General features: G+C 55.4%; 27 protein-coding genes and 2 pseudogenes. 7 read left to right on the top strand and 22 right to left on the bottom strand.

From position 1 onward, the window contains the following. Nucleotides 1-32 precede the first annotated feature (32 nt). The 3 genes from tsaB to ACFOW7_RS05245 are packed head-to-tail and all read left to right on the top strand — an operon-like array spanning nucleotide 33 to nucleotide 2073. Nucleotides 33-722 (top strand): tRNA (adenosine(37)-N6)-threonylcarbamoyltransferase complex dimerization subunit type 1 TsaB, encoded by a 690-nt coding sequence (gene tsaB, locus ACFOW7_RS05235; RefSeq protein ID WP_378161795.1) that lies wholly within the window; start codon nucleotides 33-35, stop codon nucleotides 720-722. Continuing rightward, a complete protein-coding gene (gene rimI, locus ACFOW7_RS05240) occupies nucleotides 719-1174 on the top strand; it encodes a ribosomal protein S18-alanine N-acetyltransferase (protein WP_378161797.1) in 456 nt (151 codons plus the stop codon). The genes tsaB and rimI overlap by 4 nt, the downstream gene beginning before the upstream one ends. Further along, nucleotides 1174-2073: a uracil-DNA glycosylase gene (locus tag ACFOW7_RS05245; RefSeq protein ID WP_378161799.1), complete on the top strand. Its 900-nt coding sequence runs from the start codon at nucleotides 1174-1176 to the stop codon at nucleotides 2071-2073. The genes rimI and ACFOW7_RS05245 overlap by 1 nt, the downstream gene beginning before the upstream one ends. Nucleotides 2074-2101: 28 nt before the next feature. On the opposite strand, the gene ACFOW7_RS05250 is transcribed toward ACFOW7_RS05245, so the two are convergent. Next, nucleotides 2102-2611, bottom strand: coding sequence for a hypothetical protein (locus ACFOW7_RS05250; RefSeq protein ID WP_378161801.1), 510 nt, complete (start codon nucleotides 2609-2611; stop codon nucleotides 2102-2104). A 356-nt stretch (nucleotides 2612-2967) separates the two neighbouring features. Further along, nucleotides 2968-3330 carry a cupin domain-containing protein gene (locus ACFOW7_RS05255; RefSeq protein ID WP_378161803.1) on the bottom strand — a complete coding sequence of 121 codons (363 nt, stop codon included), beginning with the start codon at nucleotides 3328-3330 and terminating at the stop codon, nucleotides 2968-2970. Nucleotides 3331-3436: 106 nt separating this feature from the next. Between ACFOW7_RS05255 and ACFOW7_RS05260 the strand changes: the two genes are divergently transcribed. Further along, nucleotides 3437-3697 (top strand): PhaM family polyhydroxyalkanoate granule multifunctional regulatory protein, encoded by a 261-nt coding sequence (locus tag ACFOW7_RS05260; protein ID WP_378161805.1) that lies wholly within the window; start codon nucleotides 3437-3439, stop codon nucleotides 3695-3697. Between the two features lie 21 nt (nucleotides 3698-3718). Here the strand turns inward: ACFOW7_RS05260 and ACFOW7_RS05265 are convergent, their stop codons facing one another. Next, nucleotides 3719-4954: a multidrug effflux MFS transporter gene (locus ACFOW7_RS05265; RefSeq protein ID WP_378161809.1), complete on the bottom strand. Its 1236-nt coding sequence runs from the start codon at nucleotides 4952-4954 to the stop codon at nucleotides 3719-3721. Between the two features lie 431 nt (nucleotides 4955-5385). Between ACFOW7_RS05265 and ACFOW7_RS05270 the strand changes: the two genes are divergently transcribed. After that, entirely contained in the window at nucleotides 5386-6354 is a 969-nt protein-coding gene (locus ACFOW7_RS05270) for an IS30 family transposase (RefSeq protein WP_378161811.1), read from the top strand. Nucleotides 6355-6631: 277 nt separating this feature from the next. Here the strand turns inward: ACFOW7_RS05270 and ACFOW7_RS05275 are convergent, their stop codons facing one another. Together ACFOW7_RS05275 and ACFOW7_RS05280 are read right to left on the bottom strand one after the other, a co-directional pair. Further along, nucleotides 6632-6907: a hypothetical protein gene (locus tag ACFOW7_RS05275; RefSeq protein ID WP_378161813.1), complete on the bottom strand. Its 276-nt coding sequence runs from the start codon at nucleotides 6905-6907 to the stop codon at nucleotides 6632-6634. Nucleotide 6908: 1 nt separating this feature from the next. Further along, nucleotides 6909-7478, bottom strand: coding sequence for a hypothetical protein (locus tag ACFOW7_RS05280; protein WP_378161815.1), 570 nt, complete (start codon nucleotides 7476-7478; stop codon nucleotides 6909-6911). Nucleotides 7479-7746: 268 nt separating this feature from the next. Here ACFOW7_RS05280 and ACFOW7_RS05285 point away from each other — a divergent pair, with 268 nt between their 5' ends. After that, nucleotides 7747-8715, top strand: a complete 969-nt coding sequence (locus ACFOW7_RS05285) for an IS30 family transposase (protein ID WP_378161817.1) — start codon at nucleotides 7747-7749, stop codon at nucleotides 8713-8715. A 2-nt stretch (nucleotides 8716-8717) separates the two neighbouring features. On the opposite strand, the gene ACFOW7_RS05290 is transcribed toward ACFOW7_RS05285, so the two are convergent. The 17 genes and pseudogenes from ACFOW7_RS05290 to ACFOW7_RS05370 all read right to left on the bottom strand — a co-directional run bounded on the left by ACFOW7_RS05290 (nucleotide 8718) and on the right by ACFOW7_RS05370 (nucleotide 25397). Continuing rightward, nucleotides 8718-9092, bottom strand: coding sequence for a hypothetical protein (locus tag ACFOW7_RS05290; RefSeq protein ID WP_378161819.1), 375 nt, complete (start codon nucleotides 9090-9092; stop codon nucleotides 8718-8720). 101 nt (nucleotides 9093-9193) lie between these two features. Next, a protein-coding gene (locus tag ACFOW7_RS05295; RefSeq protein ID WP_378161821.1) for an IS3 family transposase occupies nucleotides 9194-10374 on the bottom strand; the annotation gives its coding sequence in 2 pieces (ribosomal slippage) (nucleotides 9194-10107 and nucleotides 10107-10374; 1182 coding nt in all). A gap of 122 nt (nucleotides 10375-10496) precedes the next feature. Then, nucleotides 10497-10907 (bottom strand): hypothetical protein, encoded by a 411-nt coding sequence (locus ACFOW7_RS05300; RefSeq protein WP_378161823.1) that lies wholly within the window; start codon nucleotides 10905-10907, stop codon nucleotides 10497-10499. Nucleotides 10908-10925: 18 nt separating this feature from the next. Next, the gene (locus ACFOW7_RS05305; RefSeq protein WP_378161825.1) at nucleotides 10926-14294 is read right to left on the bottom strand and encodes a LysM peptidoglycan-binding domain-containing protein; all 3369 of its coding nucleotides are present in this window, start codon (nucleotides 14292-14294) and stop codon (nucleotides 10926-10928) included. A 46-nt stretch (nucleotides 14295-14340) separates the two neighbouring features. Next, nucleotides 14341-15329 (bottom strand): annotated as a pseudogene (locus ACFOW7_RS05310) (IS3 family transposase). A 114-nt stretch (nucleotides 15330-15443) separates the two neighbouring features. Next, a complete protein-coding gene (locus ACFOW7_RS05315) occupies nucleotides 15444-15935 on the bottom strand; it encodes a hypothetical protein (RefSeq protein ID WP_378161827.1) in 492 nt (163 codons plus the stop codon). Nucleotide 15936: 1 nt separating this feature from the next. Then, a complete protein-coding gene (locus ACFOW7_RS05320; RefSeq protein ID WP_378161829.1) occupies nucleotides 15937-16356 on the bottom strand; it encodes a hypothetical protein in 420 nt (139 codons plus the stop codon). Nucleotides 16357-16385: 29 nt separating this feature from the next. Further along, entirely contained in the window at nucleotides 16386-16724 is a 339-nt protein-coding gene (locus ACFOW7_RS05325) for a hypothetical protein (protein ID WP_378161831.1), read from the bottom strand. A 1-nt stretch (nucleotide 16725) separates the two neighbouring features. Beyond that, nucleotides 16726-17187: a hypothetical protein gene (locus ACFOW7_RS05330; protein WP_378161833.1), complete on the bottom strand. Its 462-nt coding sequence runs from the start codon at nucleotides 17185-17187 to the stop codon at nucleotides 16726-16728. Between the two features lie 49 nt (nucleotides 17188-17236). Then, nucleotides 17237-17614, bottom strand: coding sequence for a hypothetical protein (locus ACFOW7_RS05335; RefSeq protein WP_378161835.1), 378 nt, complete (start codon nucleotides 17612-17614; stop codon nucleotides 17237-17239). 8 nt (nucleotides 17615-17622) lie between these two features. Then, nucleotides 17623-18090, bottom strand: coding sequence for a hypothetical protein (locus tag ACFOW7_RS05340; RefSeq protein WP_378161837.1), 468 nt, complete (start codon nucleotides 18088-18090; stop codon nucleotides 17623-17625). 973 nt (nucleotides 18091-19063) lie between these two features. Continuing rightward, nucleotides 19064-19426 (bottom strand): hypothetical protein, encoded by a 363-nt coding sequence (locus ACFOW7_RS05345; RefSeq protein ID WP_378161839.1) that lies wholly within the window; start codon nucleotides 19424-19426, stop codon nucleotides 19064-19066. A gap of 8 nt (nucleotides 19427-19434) precedes the next feature. Next, nucleotides 19435-19812 (bottom strand): CdiA family toxin C-terminal domain-containing protein, encoded by a 378-nt coding sequence (locus ACFOW7_RS05350; RefSeq protein ID WP_378161841.1) that lies wholly within the window; start codon nucleotides 19810-19812, stop codon nucleotides 19435-19437. A gap of 99 nt (nucleotides 19813-19911) precedes the next feature. After that, on the bottom strand, nucleotides 19912-20322 hold the full coding sequence (locus tag ACFOW7_RS05355) for a hypothetical protein (RefSeq protein ID WP_378161843.1): 411 nt from the start codon (nucleotides 20320-20322) through the stop codon (nucleotides 19912-19914). After that, entirely contained in the window at nucleotides 20319-20588 is a 270-nt protein-coding gene (locus ACFOW7_RS05360; protein WP_378161845.1) for a hypothetical protein, read from the bottom strand. Before ACFOW7_RS05360 ends, ACFOW7_RS05355 begins: the two co-directional genes overlap by 4 nt. A gap of 33 nt (nucleotides 20589-20621) precedes the next feature. Beyond that, a protein-coding gene (locus ACFOW7_RS05365) for an IS3 family transposase (protein ID WP_378161847.1) occupies nucleotides 20622-21718 on the bottom strand; the annotation gives its coding sequence in 2 pieces (ribosomal slippage) (nucleotides 20622-21451 and nucleotides 21451-21718; 1098 coding nt in all). 22 nt (nucleotides 21719-21740) lie between these two features. Further along, on the bottom strand, nucleotides 21741-25397 hold the full coding sequence (locus tag ACFOW7_RS05370) for a LysM peptidoglycan-binding domain-containing protein (RefSeq protein WP_378161849.1): 3657 nt from the start codon (nucleotides 25395-25397) through the stop codon (nucleotides 21741-21743). Nucleotides 25398-25491: 94 nt separating this feature from the next. Between ACFOW7_RS05370 and ACFOW7_RS05375 the strand changes: the two are divergent. Next, nucleotides 25492-25641 (top strand): annotated as a pseudogene (locus ACFOW7_RS05375) (IS5/IS1182 family transposase); the annotation flags it as partial. Between the last annotated feature and the right edge of the window lie 30 nt (nucleotides 25642-25671).

The following is a 25671-nucleotide window of genomic DNA, read 5'->3' on the forward strand; positions in this document are numbered from 1 at the left end:
AGAATCGGCGCCAGTTTTCCCCCGGATCGTCCATGAATCTGCTCGCCCTCGACACCAGCACCGACCACCTGTCGCTTGCCCTGGCCTGGAACGGCCAACTGCTGACCCATGCCGCCCAGGTTGGCCAGAAACACGCCGAACTGACCCTGCCCACCATCGAGGCGCTGCTGGCCCAGGCGGGCGGGCGGCTGGCCGATCTCGCTGGCATCGCGGTGTCCATCGGTCCGGGATCGTTCACTGGTCTACGGATCGGCTGCGGCATCGTGCAAGGGCTGGCGTTTGGGCTCGACTGCCCGGTCTATGGCGTCAACACACTGGCGGCGCTTGCCGCTGCCGAAGACGCGACACGGGTGCTGTCGGTGCTCGATGCCCGGATGAACGAACTCTATCTGGCCGCCTTCGAGCGTGAGGGTGAAATCTGGCATGAAGTGCTGCCAAGCGGCGTCTACCCGCCCAGCGCGCTGCCCGACCTGCCCGGTCAAGGCTGGACTGGCGCCGGTAATGGCTTTGCCGTCCGGGGCGCCGAATTGCAGGCGCGTTACGGCGATCAGCTGGATGCGGTCCATGCCGACCGCGTGCCGCTCGCCACCGGGGTGCTGAAAGTGGCGGAACCGGCTTTCCGGGCCGGACTGGCCTACCCGGCAGAGCGACTGGAATTGCTTTACGTCCGCGACAAAGTGGCGCTCAAGGTCGACGAACAAGCCCGGTTGCGTGCCAAATGATTGCCATCCGTCCTCTCACCCGCCACGATCTCGCCAGCGTCGCCGCCATCGAAGCGGCAGTCCAGGCCTCGCCCTGGAAAGACAGTCAATTCGCCACCTCGCTCGACGACGGCCATCGCGGCTGGGTCGCGGTCGAAGGGGAGGAAGTGCTGGGTTTTGCCATCGTGATGCAGGTGCTCGACGAAGCCTCGTTGCTCAATCTGGGTGTCGCTGCTGCCCATCAGCGCCGTGGCATCGGGCGCAGGCTGGTCGAATTCGTGATCGAAGACGCCACCGAAAATGGCGCGGCGGTCATGCAACTTGAAGTCCGGATCAGCAACCAGGCCGCCAAATCGCTGTACCGCCGGCTCGGTTTTATCGAAGTCGGCCAGCGACGCGGCTATTACCGCACCGCCCAAGGCCGCGAAGACGCCCTCTTGATGAGCGCCGTGCTCGACGCCGGAGGCCGCTGATGGACGCCCGTCGCGCACTGATCCTGCAAGAGCTTGACCTGACACCGCTGTGGACCCGGCGCGAATTGCTGGCCGAAGCTGCCTTGCAAGCCGAGCAGACGACTGTCCAGTCCGACAGCCCGGCGCCGGTAAATGCTTTTCCCGACAGCCCGGAAGCGCCCAGTTTCCCGGACCGGCCCGCTCCCCAGGTACCGGCCGATACGCCGGACAGTCGCAGCAATCCTCCCGCCGCCCGTTCACGTCCGGCCATAGCGATCCAGCCCACCCGCCAGCCGCAGCAAGGCAGCATCGAGCAAGCGCCGCAGATCGACCGTCAGGCCCGGGCCGCGCGCATCGCCACCCTGGAATGGGACGCCCTGCAAACCGAAGTCGCCGCCTGCCAGGCATGTGGCCTGTGCAAGAGCCGGACTCGCACGGTATTCGGTGTCGGTGTGCCGCAAGCCGACTGGATGGTGGTGGGAGAAGCGCCCGGCGCCGAAGAGGACCGGCAGGGACAGCCCTTCGTCGGTCAGGCCGGCAAACTGCTCGACAGCATGCTGGCCAGCGTCGGCCGCTCGCGGCAGGAAAACGTCTTTATCGCCAATGTGCTCAAGTGTCGGCCGCCGCAGAACCGCAATCCGCAACCCGATGAAGTGGCACTGTGCTTACCTTTCCTGCGCCGGCAGATCGAGCTGATCCAACCGAAACTGATTTTTGCTGTCGGCCGTTTCGCCGCCCAGGCACTGCTGGGGCAGGATGGGCCGATCTCGGCACTGCGCAGCCGCGTCCACACGCCGCCCAACAGCGCACCGGTGGTGGTCAGCTATCACCCGGCCTATCTGCTGCGCAATCCGCCTGACAAGATCAAATCCTGGGCCGATCTGCTGCTGGCAAAGCAGACGCTGGAATCGCAGCACTGACCCCAACGCCTGCCTCGCCCTGGCGGGTCTACTGGCTACAGTCAGCGTTTTCCGAGGGATAGGAAGTGTTCATGATCCATTTGCCCTTGGTTTCCACCGAGTTGTTGTAGTAGCCGAAAGCCACCGCTGCGACGGTGATATTCCTCGATTCGGTGCAGTTGCCGCTGCTATCGACCTTGGTGCAGACCCGGGCCTTGGTGCCTTGCCAACCGCCCAGCCGAGCAATGGCGATACAATCGGTCTGACTGCCACCGGAGCCGCCACAGCTCTTGGGTTTAGGCGTTTTACCGTCGTGATTGGCCTGCCAATTCTGAAACAGCGCCTGAAATTGTGCCCAATTGGCGTATTGGGATTTGCCGACTTCGGTCTTCTGGCCGGCAATATGGATGCTGACATGACCGCCCGCCGCCGTATTGGCTGCCAGACTGGCCGTGCTGTCGATCACAGCCTTGGTTTCTCGACACTCGGCCGCCTGGACCCCCAGCCCCACGACAGCCAATAAAGCGCCTGCAGTCAGTCGTATGGAAAACGTCCTCATCGTCTTTCCTCCTGATCGTCATTGGATTTATGGCGGGCAGGAAAGGAAATCACCGCCCGCAGCACGGTAGCACCTGGGCAACAGGCGCAAACCAGCTTAGGGAGCCACTTGGGGCTTTTCAAGCGTGCTGACGGCTCAGGTGGATATGGCAGGGAAGAGGCTTAGAGAAGGCGTCAGGCTTGCCAGCGCTGAGCTTGGCTTGCACGGACTTGGACGGTCCGTAGCGCAGCCTGATTACCAAGAACTTGTCCGTCCGGACAGCGACCAGAAGCCACTGTCACGGAGCAGCAATAAAACAAATAATCAGGAAAAACCTGTTCTATACTCCTGGCGGCACAAAACACTATTTAAACGTATCACGCCAGGTTTCTTTGCACGATGACATAGTATTTCCGTACTGGCTCGACCACTTCGAACACGCCGGTAAAGCCGGCCGGAATCAGCAGCGCCTCACCCGGCCCGACCTCGGAGACCTTGCCCTGCTCGTCGTGCAGCCGGACCCGGCCGCTCAGTACGGTAAAGAATTCCTCCTGGCCCGCCGGAAAGGCAATCCGCCACGAGCCGACCTCACAGGCCCAGACGCCGGCATCGACCAGACCATCGTCGCTTTGAAAGTGGCTCCAGGTGGTACGCTGCGGATTGCCATGCAGACGGCGGTCTTCTCGAGGATGGCTATAGACCGGTTCGATGGCTTGCGAGAAGGAAATAAGAGACGGCATGGCGATAGCTCCGGTGGAGGAGGGACGGCCCGGATTATCCCACGGTGCGGCTTTGGCAGACGTCGTGCCGCATGCCATGATTAACAGACATCTCAGCGAGAACGTTATGGCCGACGAACAGAACAACGATCCATTCGCCTTCTTCCGGCAGTTCTGGAAACCGATGGAGCAGCAGATGGCGGGTTTCATGCCACCGCTCAGCGAAGAAGAACTGGCGCGCAAGATCGCCGAGCTGAAGACGGTGGAGCAATGGCTGAGCATGCAATTGTCGATGCTTCAGCTCAGCATCAAGACCATGGAACTCCAGCACGCCAGCCTGGCGGCACTCAGGCGCATGGAGCCCAAACCCAAGGACGAGGCGCCCTGAGCCGGGCGCCATGATCTGATCTCAGCCGCGCGCCGACTCGCTTGCCGCTTCCGGCCGGTGCGCCCCGATGGCGTAGGCGTGCCGCCAGGACAGCCAACCCAGCACCATCGCGCTGCACGCCCCCAGCGCCAGCCACAATGCCGAATGCGACAGCAGCGGCGACAACACCCCGGCCACCACGGCGTTCAACATCAGCGACATAAAAGACTGTAACGAAGCTGCCGTGCCGCGCTCATTGGGATAATGGTCCAGCCCCCAGATCGTTATCGAGGGTGAGGCCATCGCGGTACCGATACCGGTCACAAACATCGGTATCACTGCCCAAGGCCAGACAATCTGCTCGGCCAACGAGCAATAAAGGATATTGGCGCAAGCCGACCCCAGCATCAGTCCATAAGCCCAGGAAATAATCCGCTCGGGCCGACCGCGTCCGGCCATGCGGCTGGAGATCCAGGCTCCCGTCATGATTCCGCTGATCATCGGCACGAAGAACGCCGCAAATTGGGTGGGCTTGAGCTGCATCAGCTTGAGCACGAAATCGGGCGCAGAAGAGATATAAAGAAACTGCCCGGCGAAATTGAAGCTGGTGCTACAGGACAGCCATAAAAAGCATGGATTACGCAGCATCGCCATATAGCGGCCGAATAAGGGCACCGGCCGCAGCGGCAAGCGCGCCTCGACCGGATGGGTCTCGGGCAGCCAGCGCCAGCAGGCAAATCCAAGCAATAGCGAGAACAGGGCAAGAAAATAGAAGATCGCTTCCCAGCCGAAGCGGGTACCGATCAGACCACCGATCACGGGCGCAATGGCCGGGGCAATGGCAAACACCATGGTGGTTCGCGACATGACGCGCTGTGCTTCACTGCCTTGAAAGCGGTCGCGAATGATGGCCCGGCCGACGATCAGCCCGGAACCGGCCGAGACACCCTGGATGGCGCGGAAAAACAGCAGACTCCAGATCGATTCCGACAGGGCGCAGCCCACGGAAGCCAGCACGAACAGCCCCACTCCACCCAGAATCACCGTGCGCCGCCCCAGCGCATCGGACAGTGGACCATGCAGCAACGCCATCAGGCCGTAGGACAGCAGGTAGACGCTAATCGTCTGCTGCATCTCAATCGGCCCCACCTTCAAAGCCTTCTCGACCTCGGGGAACATGGGAAACACGGTGTCGATGGAAAACGGGCCGAACATCGACAATGCAGCCAACAACAAAATCAGGACGGCCGGCGAGCTGGACTTGGCAGAGGAAGACATGAACGGCCTAGGCGGGGGAAACCGGTGATTTTAGCCTACCGGTTGGGGGCTATGCCCGTCCTCTTGCACACATCTCATAAAATCATCAGCTTAGGTTTTTGTCCGCAGTTGGCCCGTACCCAGATAGCTGATCCGCGTTCCACCGCTCAGCTGGGCATGCCCACAACTGTGGCTCACACCTGAATTCCGTCCGGGAAAGGGGTAACTCGACCTGAGATTGGGTTATGCAACAAAGCCCTTGGCAGAGAGAGAGCAACGAAAACGTCAATGGTCTATTTCGCCAATGTTTTCCCAAAAGATTATCCCTGGATAAAATGCGAGAGGCCGGGCGAATTCAAATTTGAAGTGCAATCGGGAAGCAAAGAAAAAAGCAGAGGGAGGCGAAGTGCTATAGGATGAGCTTCCGTTTTCCGCCAAGAAAATAAAAACCCATGAATTCCTACAGGCACTTCAGCCAAGCCGAACGATACCAGATAGAAAAAGGGTTGTGGGAAGGAATTTCACAAAAAGCGATTGCGGAGTTGCTGGGTAGAAGCGCGTCCTCAGTGAGCCGAGAAATCAAGCGAAACGGTGGCCAGCCAGGGTATCGAGCCGTGACAGCTCAAGAACGCAGCAGTCAAGTGAAAAGAACTGGCTCGTACATAAAAGAATCTCTGTGGCAAGACGTTGTGCTCAAGCTAAAAGAAGATTGGAGTCCTGAGCAAATCTCGGCTTCATTAGGCCGGGCCATCAGTCATGAGGCCATTTATCAGTGGATTTATGCCAATCCGGAGAATCAGCTGTGGCGCCATCTACGCCGCCGCCAACCGCGTCGGCGTCCATGGCGACGAGGGGTGAAGCGTTGCATCCTGATGAATCGTCGAGATATTTCGAACCGCCCAGCGGTGGTGGAAAGCCGAGAACGGGTGGGTGACTGGGAAGCCGATACGGTGATTGGGGCGGGTCAAGCAGGGGCGATCTTAACGCTGACCGAGCGTAAAACAGGTTTAATGTTGACCTATCCGCTAGCGAAGAAAACGGCCGAGGCGGTCAAGATAGGCATGATCCATTTATTGACACCGATTCGGGAGTGGGTCAAAACGATTACGAGTGACAATGGGACAGAGTTTGCGCGTCATGAACAAATTGCTGAAGCATTAGAAGCGGATTTCTTTTTTGCCAAGCCGCATTCCCCTTGGCAGAGGGGGAGCAATGAAAACGCGAATGGTCTATTGCGCCAATATTTCCCCAAAGGATCACCCTTGGATAAAGTGCGAGAGGCCGAAGTTCACTTTGCTATGCAGCGCTTAAATACTCGCCCGCGAAAGCGGTTTGGCTATGTGGCGCCCCTGCAACAATTCGAAAAACTGACGGGAATGACGCAAGTCCATCATTTAATTGGAATTGCACTTCGAAATTGAATTCACCCCGATTTTCACTTTGCCATGCCGTGCTTAAATACTCGTCCACGAAAGCAGTTCGGTTATGTAGCCCACTGCAACAATTCGAAAAACTGACAAAAATTACGCAAATCCCTCATTTGACTGAAATTGCAATTCAAAATTGAATTCGTCCTGGTCGCCAAGTTTCAAATGGCCGTAGCGTTACTGCATCTTCTGGGAACTGATTGGTAAATATCGAGCGTGTGTTGTTTGGTACAAAGAGACCGACCCAATTTATGAGTCGGCCGCATACTCCTTAATTATTGGTATCAATTCTTATCTTACCTAAGAAAACGTCAGCATACTGACCATAGTCTTCCATTTCGCCAGCAGAGAGAACAAGCCACCCTCCTTTTTGCTTGTATTGCTCCAACGCAGTAATTAGTTCTGCCTTTACCCACTTTGGCAAATCGTCAAAATCCACCTGCGAGCCACTCTGCGCAATGTACTTCACCACGTAGACAACTATCTCCCACGCGGGCAAGTCACCGGCAGCATGCATCTCAATTAAGCCACCCAAATGTGGAATCATTTCAGCCTCCAAGCCCAAGCATGTCCCGTACTAATTGATCACCAAAATCCACTGCTTGCCAGTGAATATTATTCGGCACGCCAGGCTTAACCTGATCCAAATACTGACCAGCACGCATTGCACCTCCATTTTGCTGGAACATAGTTCGAAGGGCCTCAATCTCATAGGTTTCATGCCCCAGAACAGCGGTAATGGAATAGTCGCTATCCATTACGGACTGACGAACCCAAACGTTAATCCGGCCTGATGCATCTGCAACTCCGCCAGTAGTGGAACTAGATGCTTTCCACATCACGGGTGAATTTGTGCCTTCGACGTTGAAGCGCCCGTAAGTCGCATATGAATTACCAAACTTCGCGTCGTACAACGCATCATCGACAGAAACGAAGTGCACATCATCTGCGATGTAAACCCCATTGTTTTCCGCGATTGCCCTGGCTTCCGCCATGGTTCTTGGACCTCCAGCATTCGGCGTCCAAAGGTGTATTGTCTGGTGGTAGCTGGCTGTACCCTCAATAGAAAGTCTGTTTGGAACCGTAACTGGCTTCCCGACACTGGCATTGAAGACCATCTCAGAGTCCAAACTCCAGCCTACGTCTAGCACATCCTCCGTTCTCATTAGACGACTAGAAACTTTACTTGTTAGTGCACCACCTATCTTTGTAGAAGTTACAGCACCCACTGTTCCTAAAGTAATATGAGCGACTCCACCTTGTAGATCTCCGTCATAGATCTGGCGAATTCAAATTTGAAGTGCAATCGGGAAGCAAAGAAAAAAGCAGAGGGAGGCGAAGTGCTATAGGATGAGCTTCCGTTTTCCGCCAAGAAAATAAAAACCCATGAATTCCTACAGGCACTTCAGCCAAGCCGAACGATACCAGATAGAAAAAGGGTTGTGGGAAGGAATTTCACAAAAAGCGATTGCGGAGTTGCTGGGTAGAAGCGCGTCCTCAGTGAGCCGAGAAATCAAGCGAAACGGTGGCCAGCCAGGGTATCGAGCCGTGACAGCTCAAGAACGCAGCAGTCAAGTGAAAAGAACTGGCTCGTACATAAAAGAATCTCTGTGGCAAGACGTTGTGCTCAAGCTAAAAGAAGATTGGAGTCCTGAGCAAATCTCGGCTTCATTAGGCCGGGCCATCAGTCATGAGGCCATTTATCAGTGGATTTATGCCAACTCGGAGAATGAGCTGTGGCGCCATCTACGCCGCCGCCAACCGCGTCGGCGTCCATGGCGACGAGGGGTGAAGCGTTACATCCTGATGAATCGTCGAGATATTTCGAACCGCCCAGCGGTGGTGGAAAGCCGAGAACGGGTGGGTGACTGGGAAGCCGATACGGTGATTGGGGCGGGTCAAGCAGGGGCGATCTTAACGCTGACCGAGCGTAAAACAGGTTTAATGTTGACCTATCCGCTAGCGAAGAAAACGGCCGAGGCGGTCAAGATAGGCATGATCCATTTATTGACACCGATTCGGGAGTGGGTCAAAACGATTACGAGTGACAATGGGACAGAGTTTGCGCGTCACGAACAAATTGCTGAAGCATTAGAAGCGGATTTCTTTTTTGCCAAGCCGCATTCCCCTTGGCAGAGGGGGAGCAATGAAAACGCGAATGGTCTATTGCGCCAATATTTTCCCAAAGGATCCCCTTTGGATAAAGTGCGAGAGGCCGACCTTCACTTTGCTATGCAGCGCTTAAATACTCGTCCTCGAAAGCGGTTTGGCTATGTGGCGCCGCTGCAACAATTCGAAAAGCTAACGGGAATGACGCAAGTCCATAATTTAATTGGAATTGCACTTCAAAATTGAATTCACCTCTTCTTTCCTCCTAAAATAACCTCTCCCATTCCCATTCCTACGGCAACCGGAGGCAATGCCGTGAAACTTGTCATATAACCTTGGCTTAAACTAGCCCCTTGTTGCCATGTATAGCTGTTGGCTCTCGCCGCAGCCGCCATAAACTCACGCTCAGTAAGGAAGCCTCCGTCTAGACCACCCTGTCGAATTTCCGGAACAGGGCCATGTAAAATCGACCGTCCTGATCTTCCATTAGAGAATTTCTCATTCAGAGCCAGTCCGACGGGCTTTATTAATGATTGAGAAAAAGATAATCCAGCCTCTTTATTTTCTATCCACCGCCGCATATTAGCCAGCTTATACTGGCTACTCTGGACAGGCCCCATCACTCCCTCTGGACCTGGCACTTGGCGGTGTAAAGCTCGCCCACTAAGCTGAGCTTTCAGCCACTTATCCTCATGCCCACTTCCAGCATACTCTGATGTGGTGGTCAAGTATTTTCGGACACGACGATAGGGTGTTTTTCTGTCCAGTTACGCTCATAAGCGTTGGGCGACAGATAGCCCCGTTTCGAGTGCCGGCGCACGCTGTTGTAGAAGCCGACGATGTAGTCGGTGACGTCGCGTTTAGCCTCAGCCTGGTTGGCATAGTCACGCTGCCAGACCCGTTCCATCTTGAGGTTCAGGAAGAAGCGTTCCATCACGGCGTTATCCCAGCAGTTGCCTTTTCGGCTCATGCTCGCGCGCAAGCCATGGCGTTCGAGCAGGCGGCGGTGAGCCTCGCTGGCATACTGGCTGCCTCGGTCAGAATGCACGATCAGACCGGGTGCTGGGCAACGCTGGGTGATAGCCCTCTGCAGCGCGGAACAGACCAGTTCGGCTGGCATCGTCGGCGCCATGGCCCAGCCGACGATCTTGCGCGAGAAGAGGTCCATCACGGCGGCCAGGTAGAGCCAGCCGCTGCGTGTGCGTAGATAGGTTATGTCGGATGCCCAAGCTTGGTTAGGCGCCGCTGGTTCGAACTGCCGGTCCAGCACATTGGCCGCCGTGGGCAGGCCGTGCCGGCTGTCCGTCGTGTGACGGAATTTGCGTTTCCAAGTGGCCTGCAACCCGTGAGCACGCATAAGACGACGCACCCGGTGGCGGCCCAACTTGATCCCTTCGCTACGCAGCGTCGCCTGCAAACGCCGACTACCATAGCAACGCCCCGAACGGACAAAGGCCGCCTGCAGCCGGACGCTGACTGGGCATACCTTGGTTTTCCGGCCGCTGCGCCGTTGAGCCGCGTAGTAACCCGACCGGCTCACTCCCAGAACCTCGCACATCCTCGCCACGTTGCCGGCCTTCTTCTGCAGTTGGGCGATGCGCCGGTAGATCACTTCAGTTCCCGGGCGAAGAAGGCCGATGCTTTTTTTAACAGCGCGTTGTCCTCGCGTAGCCGCCTCACTTCCGCCTCCAGCGCTCGAATGCGCTGCTGCTCCGCCGTCAGGGGCTTGCCGATTCCACGCTGCCCCGACAACTCGGCCTCGAACTGCCCCAGCCAGCGACGGACCGCCGTCTCACCAAGGTCCAGGTCACGACAAACCTGGCCGACACTCAGCCCCTCGTCCTTGATCATCTTCACGACCTGGAGCTTGAACTCCGCGTCGAACGTTCTGCGCTTTTTACTCATCCATTTCTCCTCGCTTGGTGAATCATCCACCTATCGAGGTGTCCGGCCAAATTAGACCACTACAATTCTCTCAACTTTCTTCTGGGCCGAAAATTTCAGGGCAGGTCACTGGGTGTTGCACTTCATTTTAGAGCGCGCCCTGTGCTATTTTTTTGTTGGAGCCAATCCCAATCTGGGCTTTCCTTGACAACTTTGATAAACTTGTCCCCCGGAAGAATTAAACCCATATCATTATCAAGATACAGATCAGCACGATCCAAGGCGAGTAGCAATATTTGCTTAGCAAAACTCAGATCCTGAAAATTCAGAATAAAATACACGGGCTTATTTATAGACCCCTTAAATACGTCCCCCTCTTCATCATCGTAATAATTCGCAATTGAATCATTTCTTTGAAATTGTAAAAAAGCCCCATCTTGCTGCCGTTCAACCACAAGCCTCTCCTCATCCCAACTGACGCGCAAGATTGGATCACCAAGAAGACTGGCCGCAATTTGCTGAAGCGAAAAACCCTCTGAGGTGATCATTACCATATCTCTCATTTTCCACTCCTATCGTGGTTTAACCGGACCAATCACGTGCAACAATTCATTAATATCATTAGTAATGAATATCCCTTTTCCTGCCGCATCTTTCATGATGGAGCCTTTAAACTGAGTGCCATTACCGATAAGTTGACCAGCATCAAATCCAACCACCACCCTATCAGTTAATGCTTGTGAGGTTTGAATTTGACCAACGATACCTTTTCCAGTGCCAACCTTAACCTGAATTACGTGCGTATCTGTGACGATATCAAAGTCAGTATATGGCTTCCCCGGACCAACTGGATCGTCTTCTGGTCGTAACACATTAATCTCCACGTTTCTCACCTTCCCAGGGAACTTGGCTTCAATCGCGTTAATTACCTCGGGAACTCCAGGATCTTTCGCAGCAAAAGTGCGTGGCCCTATGGTACTTGGAACATCTCCTACCGCCGCCTTGTTGAGTCGAGCTAACCCATGATGAGTAGCCCGCGTCGAGGGAAGCATTGGCGCCCTACCAGCAGATCCAATGCCTGGGACCGCTCCATCACCCGGCAATGCCGGTACCAAAGCCACCATCTCGCCAGGAATTCTGTCTGCGGTGTAGAACCCAGCCACATTTCCTGCCGCATACAGTCGGGTCACAGACAGATTCATCTGTAACCCTTCATGTCCACTTACCTTATAAGCGAACCTCGAAGCTCGCAGCATAGAGATGGCTGCATCGGCCTCACTCTTGGTTATATCCGGTTTGAAAGCCAGACGATCTGCCGTCAACATTGCTTCACTGGGTGAGGAGACGGCAGTGGGACTGAAATGACGATTTGCCTCTCGCCTCCACATATCCCGCTCGTCCGCTTCCGTAAAGCGAACTTGAGCAGAACCCTCACCTGATACCGCTGCATTCAGTTTGGCCCGCAGTGCCCGATCGTTATCCTCCCGATAGGCTGCACGAATCCAAGACTGCGCCTTTTCCTGGTCATAGTCTTCGCTGTAGGTCAGCGTCATCCCTGCTCGGATACGCGAACTGGTCAAGCCATTCTGGTAACCAATCGCCCCCGCCAGCTCAGGATCACCATCCGCCAGCGACGTCAGCGTATCGCCACGCTGTACCGTGCGGGAGTACCAGACCCGGCCCTGTCCCCTGCCATCACCCGCCTCGCCGTCCAAAGCACTGTAGCTATGGCTGGGCACTTCAAACTGATGATCTGACGGCTCAAACTCCACCGGTGCTCGGGCGGCAAGGGGTTTCATCAATTCCGGCGAATGGAACCGATTGGTCGATTCCACACTGACCGTCTGCATAGCCCGGACGATTCCATTGCCCAGTGCATCCCCAAAGGCATTGGTCGCGATACTGACCATATCGAGCTTGCCACGCCCATGCATCGCAATCTGGGCAACGCGGCTGATCGTGCCGCTGGTCAGGTTATTGAGGAATCTTGCACCGAAGGTGTCTCCTTCAACGCTTAGCGACGGGGCAACCGAGGCAGCAACCCCGGCGGCCGCTACATTGCGCCAACTGAAGCTGCCCAGCCCTGCGGCCGACATCACGCTCTGGCTAATCGCAGAGCTGGCCATCGCCGTCAATGCGGCCCCGGCAATATGGCTGTAGGAACTAAAGCTGCTGACGAACTGGGAACCTCGGATGGCCTCTCCCAACCCTGAGCCGCCAATTGCGGCCCCGACTCCAGCACTCAACGCCGCCGTCCCGACAGCTTTCCAGCTGAATTTGTCCTGGGCACCCATCGCCATTCCCACCGCTTGGCTAGCGACACTGCCCACTGCTGCCCCGACGGTGCTGGCCATCATGGCACCACCTAAGCCACTCACCCCCAGGATGCTCCCCGCAGTCATGGAGCCAATCATCGCCTGGGCACCAGCGGTCATGATGGCCTGGAAGCCTGCGCTGAAACCGACCGCGGCGGCCCCAGCCGTAAAGACTGTGGCGACGATCATCACCACAATCATGACGATCTGCCCCACCGCGCCACAGCCTTCCGGCCCAGGCGGTGGAGGCGGTGCGGGTAGCTCTGGCGTGGTACTGCCCAGAATCTTGGTCGGGTTGTACGGCCGGAAGGTATCGGCACGGTTAGCCGCGCTGATCACCATCGGCAGCTTCAGCGTCTGACCCGCCTTCAGCAGTGACTCCGGCCCCGCTCGGTTCTCCGAGCTATCGACGGCATTGTTGGCGTCGGCGATCAGATACCACAGCCCCGCATCCCCCCAGTTCATCAAGGCGATCCGGCGCAGCGTGTCGCCCTGCTGGGTGGTGTAGCTCTGCTCGCTGGCCTGCGGCAGGCTGTTCGGACTCAGGTCCAGATAGTTGAAGTCGAAGTCCGAGCTGTGGATATCCTTGCCCGCCGACCCCACCACATTCGAGCCCGCGTAGGCATAGGCTATCCCCTTGTTGCCCGGACCGCTGCGCCGGAGGATCTCGTAGTCCTTACTGTCATGGCTGGGCTTATCCGCCAGCCAGACCGATTCCTCGAATCGCCCCGGTGAGCTGTCGCCCAGATTGGACTCGTCGAACCGCCACAGCACCCGGCCATCGCTGTCGGTAAAGAAGCGGCGGACCTGGCTGGGCACATAACCAGGCGCGAAGGTGTCGTTGCCTCCAATCCCATGCGCCTGAGTGGCCTGCCAGATCGCCCGGACCTGGCCGTAATCGTCCAGCACGCTGTAGCTCTTGGCTCGGCGCGAGTCGCGGCCAGTCACTTCGCGAATCTGCGAAGTTTCCTTCCAGCTGCCAAAGGCTTGGTATTGATAGGTATAGGTCTCCGACCAGCTGTCCTTGTCCAGCGTCTTGAACTGCATCTGCAACAGCTTCTCGCCATCGTACTGGTACGACGTCTGCGAGGCTGCCTGGGCATTGGCATGCAACCGGTCGGTAAAGGTGTACTGAGTGAGCAGCCGGCCATTGCCGTCGTACTCGTTCCGCCGTTCCTGCACAAACTGACCGTGGCCATTGACCGACGGTGCCGCCTCCAACGAGGGCGTCGATTTCGGCTCCGGACGTGGTGTCGGCGTCGGCGTAGGTGTCGGAACCGGGGTAGGCGTCGGGGTAGGCGTCGGACTCGGCGACCTCGGGTCCCAGTTGCCCTCCTTCGCCACCCGACCCAGCCAGTCGTAGGTGCGCATCGACACCAGCATCTCAGGTGAAGTCGAGTTCTCCTGCTGGGTCGCGGCGATCACCCGGCCAAAGCTGTCGTAGTAGAACTTCTGGGTCTGCGTCTTCCCATCCCTCTGAACCGTCTGCACCGAATCGCGCAGTTGGCCCGTACCGAGATAGCTGATCCGCGTTCCACCGCTCAGCATCGGCTGGTCGTCCTTAGGTAGGGCCAGCGTCATCTGCCAAGCATTGTTGAACGACAAGGTGCTGCGATTGCCCGCCAAGCTGTTCCAATCGACCAGTGGTGAAGTCTGAATCGCCCCGGGTTTTCTAGACAGCCCGGAGCTTGTTGAAATACTGCTTTTCGTACTCTACGGGAGACAGGCCGCCAGCATGGCTGTGGCGCCGTTTCGGGTTGTAGACCATCTCGATGTAATCGAACACGTCACGACGGGCTTCTTCCCGGCTTGAATAGATGTTGCGCTTGATCCGCTCACGCTTGAGTAGCAGGAAGAAGCTTTCTGCCACGGCGTTGTCGTGACAGTTCCCACGCCGGCTCATGCTGCCCTTGAGCTTGTGAGCCCGCAGAAACGACTGCCAGTCATTGCTGCTGAACTGGCTGCCCTGATCCGAATGAACCAAGACCTCCTCCGTGGGCTTGCGCCGCCAGACGGCCATCAGCAGGGCATTCAATGCCAGGTCCGCCGTCATCTGGGCGTTCATCGACCAACCCACCACCTGCCGCGAGAACAAATCCAGAACAGCTGCCAGAAACAGCCAGCCTTCATGCGTGCGGATGTAGGTAATGTCCGTGACCCAGACCTTGTTCGGTTCGCTGACGTCGAACTCTCGCTGCAGATGGTTCGGTGACACGTTGGCAGGGCGGCCCCCGTAGTGACCAGGGCGGCGCCCATAGCCTGTCAGGGATTTGAGGCCGATCTGGCGCATCAAACGAGCCACACGATGCTTGCCGCAGGATTCGCCCAAGTCACGCAGGTCAGGCGTGATCTTGCGGTAGCCATATACGGCACCACTTTCCAGCCAGCATTGCTTGATCAAACCCTGAATGCGTTGATCTTCCTGCGCACGTGCAGACAGCGGCTGGGCTTGCCACGCGTAGAATCCGCTCGGATGAACCTGCATGACCTTGCACGCGTTTGACGTTCCTGCGGTGTCAGGCTGTAGCGTTTGATCCAGGCGTACAGGTTATGGAGGCTGACATCCAGCCGGGCCGCCACGTCCGCAACGCTGTGCCCTCGATCAGTCACTTGTTTGACCGCTTCAATCTTAAACTCTTCCGTGTAACGCTTGCTGCTCATAGACACCTCCAATTGGTCGCCAGTTTAAGGCTTTAAAGTGTCTAGAAAAGCCAAGGCGATTCACGATTCAGTAAACGCAGCACCGGAGAAACTATTTTGGGACGTGTAGTCAACTCATCGCCACTCAGAAGGGGCAACATTAGGAAGCTCAGGAAATGTATCTCTCTCCCAAGACCACTCCGATTCATCTTGCAAACACTTAACAATAGAATCAAGAGTTAACAAACAACCCTGGCCATTTTCAACAACGCAATACTGCAGCCCTTCACCAAGCAGCGCCCCAATTGCCAAGATTGCCTCCTTAGCGTTATCACGCAGTCGATAATAAATCGTAATACTAGATTGGCACCTTAAAAGGATCTTCTTGATTTCATCACCAAGCTGCCCCCAGTGACCAACTTCTTCTATTGAATCCTCATCATTCTCCCTATATTCAACCAATAAATAGGTCTTTCCAGAACCGCCTTGAGCAGAAAATTGGAAGCCGAACTCTTTTTCAGAGGACAATTCGTCAATTTTTAGCTTAAGCCGTCTTGTCAACTCAAGAAGCATTGATTCGGTAACAAGTGAGAATGGGAAAAATAATGTTATCGTTTTTGCTGACATATCAGTTCCCCTTTAGCCAATTCACCAGCGTATCTAGATTGTTTGTAACTTGCACATGTCGACCAGCCTGTTGCACAACAGTGTTCGCTTTGCGATGTTGCGTTATCACATATGCTACCGTTGGTTGACCTGTTGCTCTTTGCGTAGCTTGAACCTGTTTAATTATCTCGTTGGCACTCGATAGCTTCTTCACCTGAATGATCATTCCGCCAGCTGTTTCTATGTCTACTTCTCGTGCAGGATTACCCAAGTAATGATTGGTATCTTTAACGGTCACGCCATTTTTTTCGAGCTGACTAATTAATTTAGGCACACCAGGATCGCCTTGAACCCTGGCTTTATTAATTAGAGCAGCAACCCGAGCTCTGTCTGCAATCTGTTCTGAAGTTCGGGCAGAAACCTGCTCTAGCCGAGCAGCCAAGGAGCCAGGAATCTCACTATTTGGAACAATTACCCAATTAAAACTACCAGATCGCTCCTCTTCCCCAACATTTCTGCCATAGCTTTCTGGAGCGTATCCAATCGTTCTAAGACATGGATCTTTGTTGCATCAGATATTCCGGGTAGGTTTATTATTCCCTCCTTCATGACACTTAGTTGCCCATTAAAAATCTCAAAGGCACCCTCATCAATTTCGGAAAATGTTCCCCAGCCAGAAAATGTTGACAAATTGTGATGATTTGCCACAGCCAGAATAACCTGCTTGTATAAAGCCTCTGAACAAATCGGAATGTTGAAGTTCTCTTCCAGCTCATTCCTAGGTTCATCAATCGTAGCGGTGATGGTCACATTAACCTCCTGGCTTGTAGCCATATACGGCACTAAAATTGTAGTTTGAGTACTTTGACTGCAAGGACTGCATCCTGGTATTCATAACCTCTTGCAATATTGAGTGATCTCCTTCGAACCGGAAGGTAATGTTTCGAATACTTTGAACAGCTTGAAGATCAGGAGCAACAGCGGTACCGAGCCCACTTGGGCTAGGCCTGATTCCAGCAGGACTTTGGAGAGCTGCTATCTTTCCCTCAGTCTTATCAACAACCTTTTTATCGACAAACTTTGTAATTTCTCTGCGCAAAGCCTTCTCATAAGCAGCCGGGCTTAAGTCGCTGCCGATATTCTGCCCAAAGCCTTTGGCAATCTTGTCCTCGTAAATAACTCTATGCACAAGATCGATTTCATCAAATTCAGCTATTGGAGCACCTCTGGAGCCAATCAGTTCAATTTCACGGAAAAAGTGCGTACCTTCCACCCTGCTTGGAACAAGGAATTGATTATTTCCGAATCAATTCCTTGCATTCTCAAGACGCGGTCATTCTTGGATCCATATGCAGCGTGGCCAACAGCTCTTCCCAAAGAGTCGCGATGCCATCTATTTCGGCATCTGTTGCCTCATAATCAATCACCAGCTCTCGCTTTGCTTGTAGCTTGCGTAACCCACGCTCACAAGCACCCACAAATTCCCGGAAACAGCATGGCTTGACGTCATACAGACATATATATTCCGAACCCATTTCATCTAGTTCCTCAAAGCACTCCTTCATGCACTCCGAAGCTGATCCTTCAAATTCAATTCGAATACCTTCAGCAATCGCCTGAAAGACAGATGTGTTGTATGCAAAGCCAACACCACCATCGTCAGTGTTTTCCGAGTCAGATATAAGTATTGATCCAGACACGGTCACTCCTATCGAATAATGAGCAGTTGTGCACGCTGAGCCGGCGTCAATTGCTGGGTTAGATTAAGCAGCTTCTGTTGATTCACGGAATTTAGCGTTCTAAAATCCATCGGGACATAGTCAGCCTTGCTTGTATGCTTAATTATATTATTAAGCGCAGCTCGCTCTGCCTTGGCATTTCGAAGGAAATTATCGTTCATTTTCTCGACAGCATAACGACTATCTGCCGTATAAAGAAAATCAACAGTCTTTCCATCGAGGTCACCACCAACAATTTTAAAGTCTGGCGGATTCTTAGACGGCCAAGCCTCCTTGGAAATACGCTCAAGGTGAACACCGAACGCACTCTCGAATTCTGCTGCAGCTAACCCCTCACCTGTTCGGAAGACTGGCTCACCCGTCCGAGTGCGGCCATCAAGAGCCAATCGACTGAGATCAGCACGAGAAACTGCACCGGTCGATTGATAGGTGTTCAACCCTAGTTCTGTATCAAACAGAATCGGCGAGCGTACATTGCTTGAAACATTTCCCACCCCCTCCCTATTGAGTCGAGCTAGCCCATGATGAGTAGCCCGCGTCGAGGGGAGCATTGGCGCCCTACCAGCAGATCCAATGCCTGGGACCGCCCCATCACCCGGCAATGCCGGTACCAAAGCCACCATCTCGCCAGGAATTCTGTCTGCGGTGTAGAACCCTGCCACATTTCCTGCCGCATACAGTCGGGTCACAGACAGATTCATCTGTAACCGTTCATGTCCACTTACCTTATAAGCGAACCTCGAAGCTCGCAGCATAGAGATGGCTGCATCGGCCTCACTCTTGGTTATATCCGGTTTGATAGCCAGACGATCTGCCGTCAACATTGCTTCACTGGGTGAGGAGACGGCAGTGGGACTGAAATGACGATTTGCCTCTCGCCTCCACATATCTCGCTCGTCCGCTTCCGTAAAGCGAACTTGAACAGAGCCATCACCCGATACCGCTGCATTCAGTCGTACCTAATCAGCCAAGCATTTCAACCAGCAGGCAGTACTCCCGCCGGAATACGCCCCAAAGTCTTGTGCTGCCTGGCTTGGCGGGCGGTTTTACGGGGTAGCGTAATACCGGTAACGCGGTAGCGGAATATGGCTGGAAGCCAGCTGTGGCGCGGGTTAGCAGGGTAACCGGCAGGTTGCGTGGTGTGTGATGGAAATGCAGGGGCGCGGGTCTCCCGCTGAATCCGGACAAAGCCTTGATCTGGAAGGGATTTGAGCAAACGGCGGGTTTTTAAGTACAGGCCGTTCTACGCACGTTCGTAGAATGGATATAGAACAAACATAGAACAGACCGCGAACGGAGATAGAACAGGGTAGAACGGCGCGGGTGGTAAAAAGCCGGTGCGGATTGCTCCAGCACCGGCTTAAAGGCGGAATGGCCTAGCCCCCCTATTCCCAAGGCTTCTGTAGGAAGTTATTGAGCATGCGGGGTGTAATCATCACGAAGCCGGATCGTAAGCCTTTCCACCATGTCACGAACTATGTCGCGCTCAGCTGGATACTGCTCTGCATAGATTGCGCAAACTCTCGAAACAATATCCAGGAATTCAAGGTTCGAAATGGTTGCTGATTCGTTAAAGATTTCGAATCTTACGCCATCAAAGCGAACCTCGCCTTCCTCTAACTCATCTGGGAACTCACAAACCGCGTCATTGAATCCCGCACCAACACCATCACAGAACGCCGCCAAAGTTCGAATCAGTGAACGAGCAGGCATTGCGTTGAAGAACGCCTGCACGGGAAAGAGACTTTCTCTCAAAACAATCGGAAAGTCCATTAGGAGCCTCAGAAATCAGGGAAGAAGGAGCGGACAGCACCAGTATCGTCCAGATAACCCATGAATTTTATTCCATTGGGCGCTGTTCCTGTCCAAGTGCGATTCAACGGGCCGAGCGCTTGACCCTCGGCCGCTGCTTGTCTACCCCAGGAGAGAAATGTATCTGGCTGGATAACTGATGGATCAAATACAGTCTTTTCAAAAACCTTTTCGCGGAATGCACCTGTGAAGTTGCCAGCCGGATCTCTGGCTGCCACTTGGTACCTAATAGTTTTTATCCCATCTACCTTTGGATGATCGACTGTACCCACGACCTTGAACTCATTCGAATATTTCATGAATTCGTCAAGATTATGGGCGCCACCAATGCCTCGCTTTGCAGGCACTCCAAAGTCTCGGTTCAGGATGTGTGCATCGAAGTCTGCAGTAAAGCGTACGAATCCACGTGCTTTATTGCCTGCCGTGTTTGGAGCATAAGTCAGCCATTAGGCCCCATCATGATTAGCGTACCTTTTATAGTCCTCTGCTTCTGACCAATCGTCTTCAAAGGCCTCTATAAGGCGAATTAATGTCGAACTTCGTCTAGGGACAAAGTAGCTCCGATGTTCTTCAATAGCCACTTTCAGGACCTCATCCCAACGTAGCTCGTGCATGCAATAAGCAATAGCATCAATTGAAAGCTCCCCTCTGCCATCGCTTCGAGCATTTCGAAAATGACAAACTGCAGCTGTTAGCACTTGCACAAGTTCTTCTCTTGAGTTTTCGCTGCATTTTAGATATTCGAGCAATTTCTCATACAGAGGTTCGATATCGCTGTCTTGAGAGTCCTCAGCAGCGCGAACCTCCTTGAGAATGTTCTGCAGCTCTAGAATTGATGACGTCTGTTCAGTTTTCATGTCTTAGGCACCCATTTCCCAGTCGCAAAGTCATACATTTTCTCGACGTATGCACCTTCTCGCACTGCATAGCCGGCATCTTTAAAGGCCTTCAATGCTGCTTCTTGGGCAGATTTACCCATTGGCTGGTAATGCCCAGAGGAATTATCAAGCATCTTAAATGAGCCGCCACTGTATTGACCTTCTCCAGCAGCAATGACGGGCTTACCTGATGCAAGGTCGATGTGCCCCCACTCACCATCCTTTGGTCTAGGAGTAATGACCAAGGAACCATCTTCTTGAACAACATAGTGTGGTGGTCAAGTATTTTCGGACACGACGATAGGGTGTTTTTCTGTCCAGTTACGCTCATAAGCGTTGGGCGACAGATAGCCCCGTTTCGAGTGCCGGCGCACGCTGTTGTAGAAGCCGACGATGTGTTCCATCACGGCGTTATCCCAGCAGTTGCCTTTTCGGCTCATGCTCGCGCGCAAGCCATGGCGTTCGAGCAGGCGGCGGTGAGCCTCGCTGGCATACTGGCTGCCTCGATCAGAATGCACGATCAGACCGGGTGCTGGGCAACGCTGGGTGATAGCCCTCTGCAGCGCGGAACAGACCAGTTCGGCTGGCATCGTCGGCGCCATGGCCCAGCCGACGATCTTGCGCGAGAAGAGGTCCATCACGGCGGCCAGGTAGAGCCAGCCGCTGCGTGTGCGTAGATAGGTTATGTCGGACGCCCAAGCTTGGTTAGGCGCCGCTGGTTCGAACTGCCGGTCCAGCACATTGGCCGCCGTGGGCAGGCCGTGCCGGCTGTCCGTCGTGTGACGGAATTTGCGTTTCCAAGTGGCCTGCAACCCGTGAGCACGCATAAGACGACGCACCCGGTGGCGGCCCAACTTGATCCCTTCGCTACGCAGCGTCGCCTGCAAACGCCGACTACCATAGCAACGCCCCGAACGGACAAAGGCCGCCTGCAGCCGGACGCTGACTGGGCATACCTTGGTTTTCCGGCCGCTGCGCCGTTGAGCCGCGTAGTAACCCGACCGGCTCACTCCCAGAACCTCGCACATCCTCGCCACGTTGCCGGCCTTCTTCTGCAGTTGGGCGATGCGCCGGTAGATCACTTCAGTTCCCGGGCGAAGAAGGCCGATGCTTTTTTTAACAGCGCGTTGTCCTCGCGTAGCCGCCTCACTTCCGCCTCCAGCGCTCGAATGCGCTGCTGCTCCGCCGTCAGGGGCTTGCCGATTCCACGCTGCCCCGACAACTCGGCCTCGAACTGCCCCAGCCAGCGACGGACCGCCGTCTCACCAAGGTCCAGGTCACGACAAACCTGGCCGACACTCAGCCCCTCGTCCTTGATCATCTTCACGACCTGGAGCTTGAACTCCGCGTCGAACGTTCTGCGCTTTTTACTCATCCATTTCTCCTCGCTTGGTGAATCATCCACCTATCGAGGTGTCCGGCCAAATTAGACCACTACAATAGAGGACATTCTTGCTCCTATTGCCTCCCATGCCTGGTCGCCAAGTTTCAAATGGCCGTAGCGTTACTGCATCTTCTGGGAACTGATTGGTAAATATCGAGCGTGTGTTGTTTGGAACCGTAACTGGCTTCCCGACACTGGCATTGAAGACCATCTCAGAGTCCAAACTCCAGCCTACGTCTAGCACATCCTCCGTTCTCATTAGACGACTAGAAACTTTACTTGTTAGTGCACCACCTATCTTTGTAGAAGTTACAGCACCCACTGTTCCTAAAGTAATATGAGCGACTCCACCTTGTAGATCTCCGTCATAGATCTTCTTTCCTCCTACAATAACCTCTCCCATTCCCATTCCTACGGCAACCGGAGGCAATGCCGTGAAACTTGTCATATAACCTTGGCTTAAACTAGCCCCTTGTTGCCATGTATAGCTGTTGGCTCTCGCCGCAGCCGCCATAAACTCACGCTCAGTAAGGAAGCCTCCGTCTAGACCACCCTGTCGAATTTCCGGAACAGGGCCATGTAAAATTGACCGTCCTGATCTTCCCTTAGAGAATTTCTCATTCAGAGCCAGTCCGACGGGCTTTATTAATGATTGAGAAAAAGATAATCCAGCCTCTTTATTTTCTATCCACCGCCGCATATTAGCCAGCTTATACTGGCTACTCTGGACAGGCCCCATCACTCCCTCTGGACCTGGCACTTGGCGGTGTAAAGCTCGCCCACTAAGCTGAGCTTTCAGCCACTTATCCTCATGCCCACTTCCAGCATACTCTGATGAGTCGATCGAAATTGACTCATCCACCCACTCATCCAACTGACTCGATAGAGAGGGGAAGTAAGAACGGTTGATATAGCGCGAGCGGACTGGTTCTTCCACTTCAGCCGGGCGATCTTCCGCCAACAAGCCACGCCATCCAGCCGAAGGAGCGCGACTAGTCTGATTACGCGCAAGCAGCGCAGTCTCCAGTGGATCTGGCCCTTTGATAGCATGGACGATTCCATTCCCCAACGCATCTCCAAACGCATTGGTCGCGATATTGACCATATCGAGCTTGCCACGCCCATGCACCGCAATCTGGGCAACACGATTGATCGTTCCACTCGTCAGATTGTTGAGGAACCTCGCCCCGAAATCGTTACCACCTACGCTCAGTGACTGGGCAATCGGGGCCGCGATCCCTGCGGCGGCCACATTGCGCCAGCTGAAACTGCTCAGCCCAGCGGCTGACATCACACCTTGGCTAATTACGGAACCGGCCATCGCTGTCAGCGCTGATCCTGCAATATGACTATAAGAACCAAAACTACTGACCAGCTGAGAACCATTGATAGCCTGTCCCAAAGGGGAAGCCGCAATCCCGGCAGTCAATGCGCCCCCAAGGGCTGCGGTACCTATCGCTTTCCAACTGATCTTGTCCTGCTGGCCAATGGCAACCCCAACCACTTGGCTAGCCAAACTGCCCGCGGCTGCGCTGACTGCTCCTACCCAAATCGCTTGACTTGCCGTGATGGCTGGCAGCGTCGATGCCGCCATCATACCGTTAAGGGCCACCCCCATTGCCCCAGCCAAGGCGCCAGCAGTAAAGATCGTCACCACGACAGCAACCACAATCATGACGATCTGCCCCACCGCGCCACAGCCTTCCGGCCCAGGCGGTGGAGGCGGTGCGGGTAGCTCTGGCGTGGTACTGCCCAGAATCTTGGTCGGGTTGTACGGCCGGAAGGTATCGGCACGGTTAGCCGCGCTGATCACCATCGGCAGCTTCAGCGTCTGACCCGCCTTCAGCAGTGACTCCGGCCCCGCTCGGTTCTCCGAGCTATCGACGGCATTGTTGGCGTCGGCGATCAGATACCACAGCCCCGCATCCCCCCAGTTCATCAAGGCGATCCGGCGCAGCGTGTCGCCCTGCTGGGTGGTGTAGCTCTGCTCGCTGGCCTGCGGCAGGCTGTTCGGACTCAGGTCCAGATAGTTGAAGTCGAAGTCCGAGCTGTGGATATCCTTGCCCGCCGACCCCACCACATTCGAGCCCGCGTAGGCATAGGCTATCCCCTTGTTGCCCGGACCGCTGCGCCGGAGGATCTCGTAGTCCTTACTGTCATGGCTGGGCTTATCCGCCAGCCAGACCGATTCCTCGAATCGCCCCGGTGAGCTGTCGCCCAGATTGGACTCGTCGAACCGCCACAGCACCCGGCCATCGCTGTCGGTAAAGAAGCGGCGGACCTGGCTGGGCACATAACCAGGCGCGAAGGTGTCGTTGCCTCCAATCCCATGCGCCTGAGTGGCCTGCCAGATCGCCCGGACCTGGCCGTAATCGTCCAGCACGCTGTAGCTCTTGGCTCGGCGCGAGTCGCGGCCAGTCACTTCGCGAATCTGCGAAGTTTCCTTCCAGCTGCCAAAGGCTTGGTATTGATAGGTATAGGTCTCCGACCAGCTGTCCTTGTCCAGCGTCTTGAACTGCATCTGCAACAGCTTCTCGCCATCGTACTGGTACGACGTCTGCGAGGCTGCCTGGGCATTGGCATGCAACCGGTCGGTAAAGGTGTACTGAGTGAGCAGCCGGCCATTGCCGTCGTACTCGTTCCGCCGTTCCTGCACAAACTGACCGTGGCCATTGACCGACGGTGCCGCCTCCAACGAGGGCGTCGATTTCGGCTCCGGACGTGGTGTCGGCGTCGGCGTAGGTGTCGGAACCGGGGTAGGCGTCGGGGTAGGCGTCGGACTCGGCGACCTCGGGTCCCAGTTGCCCTCCTTCGCCACCCGACCCAGCCAGTCGTAGGTGCGCATCGACACCAGCATCTCAGGCGAAGTCGAGTTCTCCTGCTGGGTCGCAGCAATCACCCGGCCAAAACTGTCGTAGTAGAACTTCTGGGTCTGCGTCTTCCCATCCCTCTGAACCGTCTGCACCGAATCGCGCAGTTGGCCCGTACCGAGATAGCTGATCCGCGTTCCACCGCTCAGCATCGGCTGGTCGTCCTTAGGTAGGGCCAGCGTCATCTGCCAAGCATTGTTGAACGACAAGGTGCTGCGATTGCCCGCCAAGCTGTTCCAATCGACCAGCGGTGAAGTCAGGCTCCATACCGTCTGGGTCGGACGCAACTGGATACGGCCGTTTTCCAGCACCCCTCGGCTGAGCGTCATCCGATCCAGCACGTCGTAGTCGTACCAGTTGATATAGCCCTGCCACCACCCTTCACTACGGCGGGCGCCCAGGACGGCCCGACGGTTGCCGTTCTCGTCATAGCCGTATTGCAGCCACAAGGCTGTGCTGGTCGACTGATCATCATCGGTCTGCACCGCACGCAGCCGGCCCAGCTCATCGTATTCATTGCGCTGGCGCCAGTATTCGGTCGTCCCGACCGCACGACGGCCTTCCACGCCGCTGCTCCAGCTTCGCTCTACCGTCTCCTCCAGCACATTGCCCAGCCTGTCGTAGCGCTTGGTCTGGAGCACCGTACCCTCATCGAGGAAGCGATGGGCGTCGACCTTCCCCGCCTCCGTACCGGACGTATAGCTCTTGTCAAAGTCGGTTTGCTGGATCAGATGACCCGCTTCGTCATAAACGAAGCTGCGCTCGTGCTTCGCCTGGCGATTCTGGTAACGGGTCGACACGATGGCAGTCGGGCTCGGGCTCGGCGGTACCTTCTCGCCCAGCGGCGAGACTGGTCCCATCAAAGCTGGCTCGGCTTCCAATCAATCTGGTTGCATCGCTAGGCGAGGCATTGAGAACCGCGAGCGTTTGAGCCTCCACCGTTGGGGGGTGGAACGGACGCATGCTTGGCTGGCTGGCCTGGGGAAACTGCGCATTCACTTCGAGCGACGCCTGGATATTCATTACGCCTTATTCAAGCTCGCGTTAAACACGGAAATTCTGACAGACCCAAGG

Origin of the sequence: Chitinimonas lacunae (genome assembly GCF_042650885.1) — a bacterium.
Classification (GTDB): domain Bacteria; phylum Pseudomonadota; class Gammaproteobacteria; order Burkholderiales; family Chitinimonadaceae; genus Chitinimonas_A; species Chitinimonas_A lacunae.